11 protein-coding genes are annotated in these 13,938 nt (G+C 62.6%); 9 read left to right on the plus strand and 2 right to left on the minus strand.

Translation table 11 applies throughout. From position 1 onward, the window contains the following. Positions 1-522 precede the first annotated feature (522 nt). The 8 genes from ACO1XS_RS13715 (at position 523) to ACO1XS_RS13750 (ending at position 11,321) form a co-directional block, all read left to right on the plus strand. Complete coding sequence (locus tag ACO1XS_RS13715; protein WP_331567802.1) at positions 523-1,632, plus strand: sugar ABC transporter substrate-binding protein; 1,110 nt, start codon at positions 523-525, stop codon at positions 1,630-1,632. Then, a complete protein-coding gene (locus tag ACO1XS_RS13720; RefSeq protein ID WP_486390912.1) occupies positions 1,632-2,642 on the plus strand; it encodes an ABC transporter permease in 1,011 nt (336 codons plus the stop codon). Before ACO1XS_RS13715 ends, ACO1XS_RS13720 begins: the two co-directional genes overlap by 1 nt. Then, complete coding sequence (locus ACO1XS_RS13725; RefSeq protein ID WP_440559665.1) at positions 2,642-3,454, plus strand: ATP-binding cassette domain-containing protein; 813 nt, start codon at positions 2,642-2,644, stop codon at positions 3,452-3,454. Before ACO1XS_RS13720 ends, ACO1XS_RS13725 begins: the two co-directional genes overlap by 1 nt. A 447-nt stretch (positions 3,455-3,901) precedes the next feature. Beyond that, entirely contained in the window at positions 3,902-4,339 is a 438-nt protein-coding gene (locus ACO1XS_RS13730; protein WP_486390913.1) for a CopG family transcriptional regulator, read from the plus strand. A 38-nt stretch (positions 4,340-4,377) separates the two neighbouring features. Further along, the gene (locus tag ACO1XS_RS13735; protein ID WP_486391000.1) at positions 4,378-5,478 is read left to right on the plus strand and encodes an extracellular catalytic domain type 1 short-chain-length polyhydroxyalkanoate depolymerase; all 1,101 of its coding nucleotides are present in this window, start codon (positions 4,378-4,380) and stop codon (positions 5,476-5,478) included. Positions 5,479-5,725: 247 nt separating this feature from the next. Beyond that, positions 5,726-6,859 (plus strand): substrate-binding domain-containing protein, encoded by a 1,134-nt coding sequence (locus ACO1XS_RS13740; RefSeq protein WP_486390914.1) that lies wholly within the window; start codon positions 5,726-5,728, stop codon positions 6,857-6,859. After that, the gene (locus tag ACO1XS_RS13745; protein WP_486390915.1) at positions 6,856-9,693 is read left to right on the plus strand and encodes an ATP-binding protein; all 2,838 of its coding nucleotides are present in this window, start codon (positions 6,856-6,858) and stop codon (positions 9,691-9,693) included. Before ACO1XS_RS13740 ends, ACO1XS_RS13745 begins: the two co-directional genes overlap by 4 nt. Positions 9,694-9,860: 167 nt before the next feature. Beyond that, entirely contained in the window at positions 9,861-11,321 is a 1,461-nt protein-coding gene (locus ACO1XS_RS13750) for an alkaline phosphatase family protein (protein ID WP_331569969.1), read from the plus strand. A gap of 35 nt (positions 11,322-11,356) precedes the next feature. On the opposite strand, the gene ACO1XS_RS13755 is transcribed toward ACO1XS_RS13750, so the two are convergent. Further along, the gene (locus tag ACO1XS_RS13755; RefSeq protein WP_486390916.1) at positions 11,357-12,211 is read right to left on the minus strand and encodes a PA4780 family RIO1-like protein kinase; all 855 of its coding nucleotides are present in this window, start codon (positions 12,209-12,211) and stop codon (positions 11,357-11,359) included. 358 nt (positions 12,212-12,569) lie between these two features. Between ACO1XS_RS13755 and ACO1XS_RS13760 the strand changes: the two genes are divergently transcribed. Then, a complete protein-coding gene (locus ACO1XS_RS13760; protein ID WP_331569973.1) occupies positions 12,570-12,890 on the plus strand; it encodes a hypothetical protein in 321 nt (106 codons plus the stop codon). 78 nt (positions 12,891-12,968) lie between these two features. Here the strand turns inward: ACO1XS_RS13760 and ACO1XS_RS13765 are convergent, their stop codons facing one another. Further along, a complete protein-coding gene (locus tag ACO1XS_RS13765; protein ID WP_486390917.1) occupies positions 12,969-13,877 on the minus strand; it encodes a LysR substrate-binding domain-containing protein in 909 nt (302 codons plus the stop codon). Between the last annotated feature and the right edge of the window lie 61 nt (positions 13,878-13,938).

The raw sequence follows: 13,938 nt of genomic DNA on the forward strand, positions 1-13,938 counted from the left end.
CGGCACCCCTCGCCCGTGCCGGCCGTGGTTCGGCAGCACCCGGGGGCGTATGTCTCCCTTTTAGGTATGGACGGCTCTTGGCCGCCATTTGAACGTTAGTACGTTTTCCGATGAAAACAAGGACAGGTGACCTGCCGATGCGGCCGAACGCAAGGTCCCTCGGCTGACCGCCCAGTAGTCGGACTAGTTGGCGATTTTAGTAGTCAGCGGGTGCGGCGAGACTACAGAAGCCTTTCGGTAACGCCGCGCGACGCACGATCGAACAGTCAAATCGATTTCGACGTCAGCTTCAAAATAGTCCGACTAGTTACGGGTTTACATGGATTAGGAGGCACAGCCGCACTGCACTAACATTTTGCCGGTACCAAGCGGCGCATCATCGAACGCCTCCGACCGAGGTTGCAGTTGTGCATGCCCCGGTCCAGCTCAATCCAACGGCGCTCCCGGTGCCATCCGGCATCTGCATGCGATCGGCTCGACGCCGATCATATCGACCCACGAAGTAAAGAACTGGAGGAAGAGATGGCACACGAACGGGATGACGACCAGGAACACGGCGGTGAGGGTTTCAGCGCGGCGCGGCGCGGACTGATGCAAGGGGCGGGGTTGGGCGCCGCGCTTTCGCTGATGGGCGCACTGGGCGGGGCGGGCGGGCTGATCGGCACCGCGCAGGCTGCCGAGGCGGCTTTCCCGTCGCACAAAAGATGGAAGATCGTGTTCGTCAATCACGTCACCACGAACCCGTTCTTCGTGCCGACGCAGTACGGCATTCAGGACGCCTGCGCGTTGCTCAACATGGATTACCAGTGGACGGGCTCGGCCAATTCGGACGCGGGCGAAATGGTTCGCGCCGTGAATTCGGCGATTGCCGCCAAGGCCGACGCCATCGCCGTGCCAATCGTCGATCCGGGCGCGTTCGACAAGCCCATCCAGGCCGCGCTCGATGCCGGGATTCCGGTGTTCGCCTATAACGCCGATGCGCCGCGCGGCAAGAAGAATCCCCGCCTCGCCTATATCGGCCAGGACCTCTATCTATCCGGCTATCAGATGGGCGAACGCATCGTGAGTCTCATCGACAGCGGGATGGTTGCGCTTTTCATCGCGACGCCGGGGCAGCTCAATATCCAGCCGCGTCTGGACGGTGCGCAGGACGCCATCAAGAAGTCCGGCAAGAAGATCGATATCCAGACCGTGGCTACCGGTGCGACCGTCAACGAGGAGCTCTCGAAGATCAAGGCGTTTTATCTAGGCCACCAGGACCTCAAGGGCATGTTCGCCGTGGACGCGGGCAGTACGCAGGGCGTTGCCCAGGTAATGAAGGAGTCGAATCTTCCATCGAAGGGCGTGCACGGCGGCGGCTTCGATTTGCTTCCGGCCACGATCCAGCATATCCATGAAGGCTTCCTCGACTTCACCATCGATCAGCAACCTTACGTGCAGGGTTTCTATACTGTGATGGAGGCGTTCGTATTCCTCGCTTCGGGCGGACTGGTGGGACCGGCCGACATCAACACCGGCCTCAAATTCGTGACGAAGGATACGGTCGAGCCGTATCTGAATACCTCGACACGCTATGAAGGCAAGACCACCAAGCCGCAAATCGTTCCGATGAAGGGTGCCATCAGGTCGTAATGAATACAGTGAACGAAACCAGCAAGATCGAAGCGGACCGCGCGGCACGGCGCGCGGGCGTTCCGTTCGTATCGCGATGGGCGGCCGAGCTGCGCATTTTGCTCGTGGCCGTGCTCCTGGCCGCCTATTTCGAATTCGCGAACCACGATTTCCTGCTCACCAACGCGAGCCTCGTCAACCTTTCGCAGTTCATTGCGCCGGTGGCGATCATCGCGTTCGGCGAAATCATGTTGATGATCGGTGGGGATATCGATCTCTCGGCGGGCATGGTGTTCGCGTTCGCGCCGTTCATGATGGTGTTTGCGAACGAAGCCGGTGCGCCGATGTGGCTGGCGGTGATCGCGGGGCTCGTGGCCTCGGCGGCCGTCGGCTTCGTCAACGGCGCGGTCACGGTCTGGCTGCGGCTGCCGTCGTTCGTCACCACGCTCGGCACGCTGTTTCTGATCAACGGCATCACGCTCACCGTTTCGCACGGCACGCCCGCCGCCACACCTGGATCGCCCATGTTCTCCGAGTTCATGGGTGCGTGGGGCTACAGCGAGATCATCTGGACGGTGGCGATCGCTTTCGCGATGCACGTGCTGCTGCGGCATACGCGTTGGGGTCTGCATACCCAGGCGGCGGGTGCGAATGCACTCGGCGCGAGCGAGGCGGGCATTCACGTGAACCGGCTGCGCCTGGGCAACTTTGTTCTCGCGGCGGTGCTGGCCGGCTTCACCGGCATGCTCGAGGCTTTTCGCATTACCTCGATCGACCCGCAGGCGGGCGGCAACCAGATCATGTTCCTTGCCGTGGCTGCCGCCGTGATCGGTGGCACGCCGCTCACGGGCGGCTCGGGCACGATCGTGGGCGGACTCATCGGCGCTGCTGTGCTCGGCATTCTCAACGACGGGTTCACGCTGATCGGCATCAACGCCTTTACGTTCAACATCATTCTTGGCGCCGCGATTCTCGCGGCGATGATTTTCAACATTCATGTTGGACGCATTCGCCGCAAGGGAGGGAGTTGATGGACGAATCGCAAACCGCCTCGCCTGGCGCGAACGCGGCCGCCGATGCGCCGCTCGCGCTGCACGGCGAGAGCCTCGTCAAACGTTTCGGTGCGGTGACTGCGCTCGACGGCGTTTCGCTTACGCTCGGCAGCGGCGAAATTCTCGGCATACTCGGCGACAATGGCGCGGGCAAGTCGACGCTCGTCAAAATACTGACGGGCTTTCATCAACAAACGAGCGGCACGCTTTACATCGACGGTCAGGAGACGCTGCTGCGTTCCGTCGATCATGCGCGTTCGCTCGGCATCGAATGCGTGTATCAGGACCTCGCGCTCGCGAATTCGCTGAGCATTTATCACAACATGTTTCTGAACCGCGAAATCGTCAGGCGCGGACCGTTCAGGCTGGTCGATCACAAGCAGATGCGCGAGCGCGCGGCGCAGTGTCTCGACGATGTCGGCGTGCACGTGCCTTCGGTGGATTTGCCCGTGGAGCGCCTTTCAGGCGGCCAGCGGCAGGCCATTGCCGTGGCGCGCGCCGTCTATTCCAATGCGAAGATTCTGTTGCTCGACGAGCCGCTCGCCGCGATGGGTGCGCGTGAAGCGGGGCTCATCATCGACCTCCTGATGCGGTTGAAGGAAAAAGGCGGGCTGTCGATCATCATGATCATGCACAACTATGCGCAGACGCTCGATATTGCGGATCGCATCATGTTGATGCAGCGAGGCCGCGTGACGTACGAGCAAAAGAGCGCGTTGACTTCGGTGGCGGAGCTCATGGATATCGTGCGGAGGGAATACCGCGCAATGCGCGCCGCCGATGTGCAGTGATCGGGCCAATGTCATCATCCATTCCGCCGCTGACGGGAACCCTCCGCATCGCTTCATGACAGAGCCTCGTCTGACATTCCTTCGCTCTGCGTTTATCGGCGGAAATAGGTCGCGTTGACTGAGCAAGTCCAGCTTGTTCCACTTCCGGAGCAGGTGCAGCTCGACGTCCCTGCGAAGGTCCATCCCTGGGATAGCCAATTGACCCTGTCCTGCTCCGAAGCAGCGATTGCGGAACGGCAAGCGTCCTGCTGGTCGCTGCCGTTCCTCGAATAGGATCCCATGGACGTGGCGGCCATCGCAGCCGCGCTAAAGGTAGCGATGAAGGCAATCACGAGTACGCGTTTCATCCTACGTCTCCGTAAAAATCTATTGGCCCCGTATTCGCACGTTGACACGGCGGCTCCTCCATCTTATAACCATCCCATTGGATGGTAACCGGATGGAGAAATGAAACCGAGCAAATCCCCCTCAGCACTCGCGGAGGCGCCCCGTCCGAAGGGTGGCGAGACGGAAAAGATCACCATCAATCTTGGCCCGGTCGACCTGGGTCAGATCGACCTGCTGGTCGAAGAAGGCTTTTACTCGAATCGCACGGATCTGATTCGAACGGCGATCCGCAACCAGTTGGCGGTCCACGCCCAGACCGTCAATGAAACGGTGACGCGCCGGGCGCTGGTACTGGGTCTACAGCACTTTTCCAGGCAGGACCTGGAGTCGGCGCGGGCGGCCAAGCAGCGCCTCAACATTCATGTGCTGGGGCTGGCCAGCATTGCATCCGATGTTACGCCTGAACTCGCGCTTGCAACGATCGCGTCGGTCGTGGTGCTCGGCGCATTCCACGCTTCACCCTCGGTCAAAGCAGCGTTGGCAGGAAGGATCAGCTAGCCCGGCCCGCTGCTCGAACCACCATACGGACAACGATGATGAAGATGAATGAAGATTTCCTTTCGTCGATGCAAGAGGCGATGCACCTATTGCGTACCGCCGGGCCGCTGGAAGCTACCGCGGCGATTCAACGAGCGCTGCGCGGGGGCGATGGCAGCGCCGAGCGCGCGGTGCCTGAGCCACCTGTCGACGCGCTCGACGCGAACCCATCCGCACGCGCGGGAGCAACGGAGGCGTTCGTCCGCCCGCATGTCGCCAGGCAGGCCGAGGTGGAGGACCGTGGGCATTTCAGTTCGCTCACGTATGTCAACGACGCCGGGCAGCGGAACTATAAGCTCTACGTGCCAAGCGGGTACCGAGGGGCGCCATTGCCGCTGATCGTGATGTTGCACGGCTGCACGCAAGACGCGGACGATTTCGCGGCTGGCACCAGGATGAACACGTTCGCCGAACGTCACCACTGCCTCGTTGCCTATCCGATTCAATCGAAGCGGGCAAATCCGTCCGGCTGCTGGAGCTGGTTCAAGCCGGGCCACCAGCAGCGGGAGCGGGGCGAACCTTCGTTGATCGCGGGAATCACGCGCGAGGTGATAGCCAATCACAGCGTCGATCCGGCTCGCGTGTATGTTGCCGGTCTGTCGGCGGGCGGCGCGATGGCCGCGGTGATGATTCACACCTATCCGGAACTGTATGCCGCAGCGGGAATCCACTCGGGTCTGCCATATCGCTGCGCTCACGACGTGCCGTCGGCGCTTGCCGCGATGAAAGGGGCCGTAGGGGCGCGGCGTGCGCAAGGCGCCGACGGTCACGATGGGTCGACAATGCCGAAGCGACCGTTGATCGTCTTTCATGGCGACGCGGACACGACGGTTCATCCCTCCAACGGCAGCGAGCTCGTGCGGGCATTCAGCGCCAGCACGTCCCCCGTCACCGAGCCGCTGGACCGCCCGGGGCGCGCATGCACGCGGCGTCGCCTGACGGCTGTCAACGGCATCGATGCGGAGTATTGGATCATCCATGGTGCCCCGCATGCGTGGGCCGGTGGCAGTGTCCGCGGGACGTACACGGATGCCGCTGGCCCCGATGCCAGCGCCGAGATGATGCGATTCTTTCTCGCGCATCCACGGCACCTTGAATGACGCATCGCGATTGCATGCTGACGCCCGCGAAGCGAAGACGCTGTTGCGGCGTTTCGGTTCATCGCAATAGTTCTCTTCATAAATCGAAACCGGCCAACCGTCGTGACTCTCATGCGAGGCGGCGCACGCATCTCCAATGGCACGCGGCGGGCGCGGTGTAGTATCTGATTCGCAGGGTGACCCTGCGCGGCATTTCGGTACATTGAGAACGCGGTCGGCGAATCGCGTCGGGGCCTTGGGGAAAACGATGAGGGGCTGGCTCGTTGCGTGGGTATGCGCATGCATGCTTTCGGTTGCTGCGGCGCAAGGTACGCCGGCTGCCTCCGTACCGGGGACGTCGGTCGCCGGGGAGAACTACCTGGCCGCGGCGAAACGCGTCGTCGATGCCGCGGCGCAACCGGCCGCACCCTGGAGCGGGCCGCGCACCGGGCCGCGGGCGCAACCTGGGAAACGGATCGCCATCGTCGCCGAGGATTTGCGCAACGGCGGCATCGTCGGCGTGATCGACGGTGTGCTGGAGGCGGCCAAGGTCATCGGCTGGAGTGTGCAGATATTCGACTCCGCCGGCATGCCGGATCAGCGGCTGAAGACGCTTGCAAGCGCGCTGGCAAGTCGTCCGGACGGGCTTATCATTGTCGGTGGCGACGCACGCGCCCTGCTGCCCGGGTTGCAGCCGTTTGGCGAGCGGAAGATTCCAATCGTCGGCTGGCATGTCGCGGCCCAGGCGGGACCGGTGTCCGGCACGCCCGTGGCGATGAACGTGACGACGGACCCGCTCGAGGTCGCGCGCGTGACCGCGCTGGCGGCCATCGTTCAGTCCGGCGGGCATGCGGGAGTCGTCATCTTCACGGACTCCAATTTCCAAATCGCGCAAAGCAAGGCGAATGAAATGGCCGCCGTCGTGCGCGCGTGCAGCGGTTGCACCTTGCTCGAAGTGCGCGACGTGGCGATTGCGCGCAGCCAGGAATTGATGGCGGCTACGACACGCGCCTTGCTCGAGCGATATGGCAAGCGCTGGACATATGCGCTCGCCGTCAACGACATCTACTTCGACTACGCCGCCCCGGTGCTGACCCAGGCTGAAATGCCGAGCACTGCCATGGCCATGCTGTCGGCCGGCGACGGTAGCGAGTCCGCCTTCCTGCGCATCCGAACGGGCAGCTTCCAGACGGGCACCGTGGCGGAACCCGTGAATTTGCACGGCTGGCAGTTGATCGACGAGTTGAACCGTCTCTTCGCCGGGCAGCGCGTCACCGGATACGTGTTTCCGGTGCATCTCGTGACGGCGGACAACGTCGCAGCGGACGGCGGCGATCGTCTGCTCTACGACCCGAACAACGGCTATCGCGACGTCTATCGCCGCATCTGGCAACGCCCGTGAAACTTCAGCTCCCACGGTCCCTCACCGCGCAGTTCACGCTCGTGGTTTCTTGCCTCGCCACCCTGGTGGTGGCGGTCGGTGCCACGACCATCTACTCGTTGGCCGGTTCGGTTTACGCCATCCGCCAGTTGGCAGAACAGCGGCTGGCTCGCCAGGAAGATGCACAGGACCTGGCACAGCGCACTCTGATGATCGAACGCCTCGCATTGGAGTTGTCGAATGACGATGCCGTGGACTCGGTGCGCGAGACACATCGGCATATCATGGAGCAGTTGGCATCCTTCGACCGCCTGGTGGACCGCCTCGCTTCCGCGATCACTCCCACGGGTGAGAACGTCGGTATCGACGCGTTGGCGCTACATCGATCGAGTCAGCGCTTCCGCAATACGGTCAACATCGAGGCGCAGGTCCGGGAGACCGCGCTGGTCGCCGCAGTCGCGCCGGCCGCTGCGCCGCGGCCCGGGGCGTCATTGGCCAGCCTCGATGACGATCTGCGCCGCCAGGCCGACGCTCTGGCCGCGGCGGCGCACGAGCAGTCCGAGTACTTCACGCGCGATTACCGGAAAGCGGTTCAAGATCTGGCTGCAGACCTGGACCGCACGCGCAGGTGGGTGGGCGGCGAAGTTGCGGTGAGCCTGCTGCTTGCGTGGCTGATTGCCCGGACGTTCCTCGGTCGCCACGTCGTGGAACGGCTGCGCCGGGTCAGCCACTTTCTGCGCCACGGCGAGGTCGACGGTGCGTCAGCCGGTGTCCCCGTTTACGGCGGCGATGAGATTGCCGATATGGCGCGCGCTGTCGAGCAGTTCCTCGAAGACCGGCGACAGCGCAGGCAGGCCGAGAATGCGCTGAAGAATCTCAATGCCGAGCTCGAAGCGCGCGTCGCACAGCGCACTGCTGAACTCAGCAAGGCGCTTGCGGGCCAGACGGCCGAGATCGTCGAACGACAGCACGCCGAAGCGGCTGCACGAGCAAGCGAACATTTCCTCGACAGCATCATCGAGAACATTCCCGACGTGATCTTCGTCAAGGATGCGGCGACGCTGCGCTTCGTGCGATTCAACAAGGCTGGAGAGCGACTGCTCGGGTATCGGCGAGAGGAACTGATCGGCAAGTCCGTCCACGATCTGTTTCCGGCGGAGGAGGCAGCTTTCTTCGCGCTGAAGGATCGTGAGGTACTGGAGTCACAGCAGATGGTCGACGTGCCCGAGGAGCCGGCCCACACGCGTTACGGGCTGCGCCTCGTGCATACGATGAAGATCCCGATTCTCGACGCGCGCGGCGAGCCGCAGTTTCTGCTCGGCATCTCACGTGACATCACAGAGCAAAGGCGTGCCGAAGAGGAACTGCGGCGCTATCGAGAGCACCTCGAAGATATGATCCGCGAGCGAACGGCCGAACTGGCCATCGCCAAGGAACGCGCCGACGCGGCCAACCAGGCCAAGAGCGGCTTTCTCGCGCACATGAGCCACGAGTTGCGCACGCCGTTGAACGGAATTTTAGGCTACGCGCAGATCCTCAAGCGCGATAAGAGCCTCGGTCAACGCCAGATCGAGCGGGTCGCGGTGATCCAGCACAGCGGCGAACACCTGCTTGCGATCATCAACGACCTCCTGGATATGGCCAAAATCGAAGCCGGAAGGGCGGAACTCATTCCGTCCGACATTCGGCTCGACGGCTTCATCGACTTCATCGCCGAGACGATTCAGGTGAAGGCAACGGAAAAGGGCCTGGGCTTCGCGTGCGAGATGGCCCCCGATCTGCCCGCGGGCGTGCGGGTCGACGAAAAGCGGCTGCGCCAGGTGCTGCTCAACCTGCTCTCCAACGCAATCAAATTCACCGAAGAGGGGACCGTGCGCCTACGCGTCAGTTGCCTGGCGCCGGAGCGGCTGCGGTTCGAAGTCGAGGACACCGGCATTGGCATAGACGAAGCGCGTCTGGAGGCGCTCTTCCGGCCGTTCGAACAGGTGAGCGATGCTCAGCACCGGTTTGGAGGCACAGGGCTAGGCCTGGCGATCAGCCGGCAGCTGGTGCGCTTGATGGGGGGCGAGATCCACGTCGACAGCCGCCTCGGCGTTGGGAGCACATTTTCGTTCGAGCTGAGCGTCCCGGTGGTGGCGCCTCAGCCACCTGTCGCCGCGCCCGAATGGACGGTGACTGGCTATCAGGGACCACGCAGGACCATTCTCGTAGTGGATGACGTGGCGGCAAACCGTTCTTTGGTGGTCGATCTGCTCGGTCAGCTCGGATTCGACACCATCGAGGCCGGCGATGGACTGGAAGCGCTCGAGAAGGCCAAAGCGCAGCGGCCGGAACTCATCCTGATGGACGTCGTCATGCCGGGGATGGATGGGCTCGAAGCCACGCGGCGGCTGCGCGAAATGCCGGCGTTCGGGGATCTGCCCATCGTTGCGGTCTCCGCCGGCGCGTCGGGGAGTAATGCGAAAAACAGCCTGGCGGCCGGTGCAAACGCGTTTCTATCGAAACCGATCGATTTCAGTGAGCTGTTGTCACAGATCGCGGCTCTGCTGAACATCGAGTGGAACGACGAGATGCCGGAGACGCAACCGGCCGACGCGGGCCGAACGGCTGTACGCGCAACCGATCTCTCCATGGGGACTTTGGTCGTACCGCCGCGGGAGCAAATGGAAGCGCTGCACCACTTGGCGCGAATGGGCGACATGCGTGCCATCGTGCAACACGCCATGCACCTGAGCGAGCTCGATGAGCGCTATCGTCCTTTCGCCGACCACCTTTGCCGGTTGGCGAGGGATTACCGGTCCAAGGCGATCCTCCGCTTCGTCGAGCACTATGTGGCAAGAAGGGAAGTCCCTTGATCTTGCGTTAACTCATACGGCCGTCCATCACAGTCAACGACAGCAGCCATTGTCCGGCGCGCGCGTTGCGCTGCAGCACGAGCGCTTGGGTTGGATGCGGGTACGTGAAGTGCTACCCAGCAAGCGTCGGCGACCCGGTCGGTCTTGACAACAACGGAGATAAGGCCATGGACGATCATCAACCTTCGAATACACCCGATCCCGTGCGCCGCAAGATAGTCGCCGCGCTCGCGGGTACCGTCGCGTTGTCGGCTTGCGGCGGAGGGGGCGGCGGGTCGTCCGGCAGCACCGGTGCGACGAGCGGCATTCCGCCCGATCGCGCGAATCTTCCGCGGCCTGCATTGCCTAACCCGGCGACGTCGGGCGTCGATCACATCGTTCTGGTCACGATGGAGAACCGCTCGTTCGATCACATGTTCGGCTGGGTACCGAACGCCGAGCATCTGCAGATTCGTCAGTTCACCGACGCGTTCGGTCAGGTGCAATCGTCGTTCGCATTGACGTCGAACCCGGCGTACGGATTCCAGGCATGCTCGTTCTCCGACCCGAACCATACGTACGAAGGCGGGCGCGTCCAATTGGCCAACGGCGCGATGAACGGCTTCCTGCTCACGCCCGGCACGAGTCTCATGCGCGGCGACCTGCTGCCCATTGGCTACTTCGGCGAGGCCGATCTCGATTTTTATCGAGGAGCCGTGACGCAATACACAGTGTGCGACTACTTCATGAGCGGGGTCTTGTCGGCCACGTTTCCGAATCGTCTCTATCTGCATAGCGGCGAGACCGATCGTCTCGACGACAGCAGTGATACGTCGTCGCTGGCGACCATCTGGGATCGGCTCGACGCAAAGAACGTCTCATCGACATACTACTTCCACGATGTCCCGTTCACTGCGCTGTACGGCACGCGCTATGTCGGCCGCTCGAAGTTGTTCTCGGATTTCCTGTCGGACGCGGCGTCCGGCAACCTGCCGTCGTTCTGCATGGTGGATCCGAGCTTCTCGGGGGAACCGCAGGGTACATCCAACGACGATCACCCCCATGCCGACGTGCGCAATGGGCAGGTGCTGCTCGGCCAGATCTACGAGGCGCTGCGCACCGGACCGCAATGGAGCACGACCCTGATGATTCTCGTGTATGACGAATGGGGCGGCTTCATGGAGCATGCGGTGCCGCCCGTCAAGCCGGTGTCGACGGCGGAAAGGAGCCTCGGCAACGATGGTCGGCTAGGATTTCGCGTGCCGTGCATGCTGTTGGGGCCGCGCGTGCGCGCGAACCTCGTATCGCGCTACCCGTTCGATCCCAGCTCGATTCATCAACTGCTTGCATGGCGTTTCGGTCTCGACCCGTTGGGTGTGCGCGCAACCGACCCGAACACCTTCAACATGGCTTTTGCGCTCGACTTCACCGACGCTGCGCGAACGGACTCGCCTGCCATTGCGGTCACGCAGGGAACGTTCGGCGTTGCGTGCTCGACGGCAGGCATCGTACCGGGGCTCGGCGGAGTCGATCATAGCCAGCAGAGCGCTCCCACATCGGCATCGGATACAGGGGCCGCGCCATCCGGGGGACGCTTCGCCGAGTTGCGGGCGAAGGCGACCGCGCTAGGTTTTCCTGGTGGCGGGTAAATTCTACGCAGCGCTTGTACGGGACGCCGGGATTATCACCCGGCGCTCAGTTCTTGCTGTCGTCGCATGCGCGCGTCTTCCTCGAGACGTGTGTCTTCGAGTTCCTGCAGCACGCTATCGAGGTCCACCGGTCGCGTATCGACTTCGATGCGGCCGCTCAATTCGATATCCGCGTGTAACTGGCCTGCTTCGAACAGTGCCCAAATTTCCGTCCCGTAACCGGTGGCGAGAATTTGCGGTGCGAAGCGTCCGAAGTACGCGGCCAGATTGTCGACATCGCGCTTGAGCATCGAGGCGGCTTCATTATTGGCAGCGGCGTCGACAGCCTGAGGCAGATCGATGATCACTGGCCCATCCGCCGCCAGCAGGATGTTGTATTCGGACAGGTCGCCGTGAACCACACCCGCGCAGAGCATGCGGACGACCTGGTTGAGCAGCAGCGCGTGGAGTTCGATTGCACGCGCTTCAGTCAGATCGACGTCGTTGAGGCGAGGCGCGACGCCGCCCGTTGCGTCGACCACCAGTTCCATCAGTAAAACGCCATCGGTACAGATATAGGGCTGCGGGACTCGTACGCCTGCATTGGCGAGCCGGAACAGCGCGTCGACTTCAGCGTTCTGCCACAACTCTTCCTGCATCTGACGGCCATACCGCGTACCTTTTTCCATTGCACGCGCCTGCCGGCTGTTCTGGACCTTGCGGCCGTCCCGATACGACGCGGCTTGCCGGAAACTGCGCTGCTTCGCGTCCTTGTAGACCTTTGCGCAACGTGTCGAGTCGCCGCTGCGCACGACGTAGACTGTGGCTTCCTTGCCGCTCATCAACTGGCCTATAACCTCGTCGATGAGTCCTTCGTCGAGAAGCGGCGCGAGCCTTTTGGGTATTTTCATCCGGTCGTCCCGTGCCGCTCATGGCGTGTACGTTCGAAATGCGTGGAGGGCGAATGGCTCGGGAAGGCGTACGCGATCAGCAGACGATGAGTCGCGCAGCCGGTGGCACTCTTAGGGTTTACATCGGGAATGGAGAGAGTCATGCCGGATTATAAGCGGGCGAGGGGGAGCCGACCCACAGCATCGAGAACTTGGGGTTCGCCACATGTGGCCCCAAAGTTGGCGAGTTCTATAATTAACCGTTTGCCACGTCCCGATGGCCTGCCCAACGGCGGCGCAGAGCGATGACATCGGCAGTGGCCAGTCTGGCCGGCGCGGCCCTTCGATCGACAGACAGCGATAGCTCAGTGAGGAACTCATGGAAATCCAACCAACCGACTGGTTTGCGCTGGACAAGTACGCTCCGGTCCGCGATGGATGGTACGAGGTTCAACTTGTAAGTGGCGATACCGCCTTCGCAAAGTATGGCGACGGTGAATGGACCGAAAAGCCTTTGCTCGTTTTTACGCATTGGCGCGGCTTGAGCGCCGACCCGGCCAAGTCTGGCGAAACCGAAAGCATCGGCGCCGAGGCGATGCTCGCCGAAGGGGTCCGGGCCGTGATGAATGTTTTCTTCCCCGGCCACGGAGATGAGGCGCACCAGCCGCGCGAAGACTCCGAGCACGGCAAGGGCAGCTAGCGCGGCCAGACCCGAGCGGCCGTCCGCCAGGGGCGGCCCCTTGTACACAGGCTCATTTGGACGAACAAGACGACCGGATCAGGTAGTTGACCGCAACCACTCCGAGAAGGCTCGGATGGTCGTTTCGCGCGGATGGCCTGGCCGGCGAATCACATAGAAGCCATACCCCGGCAAGCTCAGCTTGAATGCTTTTACGAGGGTACCGACGGCGAGTTCGGGTGCGACGAGTGCATCGCTGAAAACCCCGATTCCCTGGCCGGCGATTACCGCCTCGATGGCATGCAACTCTTCCCGGAAGCTCAGGTGCTGCATGTCCTTGAAATCGGGCACTTCACGCCACCTGCGCTTGGCCGCGGCCAGCCATCTCTGCCAGGTGGGCGGCTCGCGGTCGACCGGCGACCAATAGGAGTGGATCAGCACATGCTGTGCGAGATCGGCGGGTCTCTTCAATTGCCCGGTTGAAAGCAAGCGCGGATTGCAGACGGGCCAGAATGTATCTCTCAAGAGATCATCGACGATCCCCTCCGTCGGCACTACTCGGCTGGTCGCATAACGAATGGCGACGTCACCCTCGTCGGTCTTCAGATCGAGCACGGTATCCGTGCCGATCACCTCCAGCGGGACATCGGGATGCAACTTCCGCCACGCGGACAGGCGGGGCACGAGCCAACGGCTGGCAAAAGCGTTCGTTGTCGTCACGCGAAGGGGCTGCTGGTCGCTATCGTGCTTGACGGCCGCGATCGCGGTGGCAAATATTTCGAGCCCTCCACGAATGGCCGGGAACAGCCGCGCTCCCGCGTCGGTCAGCGTCAAGGGCCGCGGCCTGCGACGGAACAGGGCGCAACCACAATAGCGCTCGAGCAATCGGATCTGATGACTGATTGCTGTAGGCGTGACACATAGCTCCAGCGCGGCCTTCTTGAAGCTCATGTGCCGAGCGACCGCGTCGAACGCGCGGAGTTCTACGAGGGGCGGCAGCTTATGCATGCAAGCAGTGTAGGTGAAACCAGTTCACCCTTAGCTGAATTCTTCGAGTTTGTTCTTGGGC

The sequence above is a fragment of the Trinickia sp. genome (assembly GCF_057351765.1).

Excerpts from the sequence above, each read along its gene's own strand:
- ACO1XS_RS13735 (WP_486391000.1), top strand. The coding sequence starts at position 4,378 with ATGAAGATGAATGAAGATTTCCTTTCGTCGATGCAAGAGGCGATGCAC.
- ACO1XS_RS13765 (WP_486390917.1), bottom strand. The coding sequence starts at position 13,877 with ATGCATAAGCTGCCGCCCCTCGTAGAACTCCGCGCGTTCGACGCGGTC.
- ACO1XS_RS13760 (WP_331569973.1), top strand. The coding sequence starts at position 12,570 with ATGGAAATCCAACCAACCGACTGGTTTGCGCTGGACAAGTACGCTCCG.
- ACO1XS_RS13725 (WP_440559665.1), top strand. The coding sequence starts at position 2,642 with ATGGACGAATCGCAAACCGCCTCGCCTGGCGCGAACGCGGCCGCCGAT.
- ACO1XS_RS13720 (WP_486390912.1), top strand. The coding sequence starts at position 1,632 with ATGAATACAGTGAACGAAACCAGCAAGATCGAAGCGGACCGCGCGGCA.
- ACO1XS_RS13755 (WP_486390916.1), bottom strand. The coding sequence starts at position 12,211 with ATGAAAATACCCAAAAGGCTCGCGCCGCTTCTCGACGAAGGACTCATC.
- ACO1XS_RS13740 (WP_486390914.1), top strand. The coding sequence starts at position 5,726 with ATGAGGGGCTGGCTCGTTGCGTGGGTATGCGCATGCATGCTTTCGGTT.
- ACO1XS_RS13750 (WP_331569969.1), top strand. The coding sequence starts at position 9,861 with ATGGACGATCATCAACCTTCGAATACACCCGATCCCGTGCGCCGCAAG.
- ACO1XS_RS13715 (WP_331567802.1), top strand. The coding sequence starts at position 523 with ATGGCACACGAACGGGATGACGACCAGGAACACGGCGGTGAGGGTTTC.
- ACO1XS_RS13730 (WP_486390913.1), top strand. The coding sequence starts at position 3,902 with ATGAAACCGAGCAAATCCCCCTCAGCACTCGCGGAGGCGCCCCGTCCG.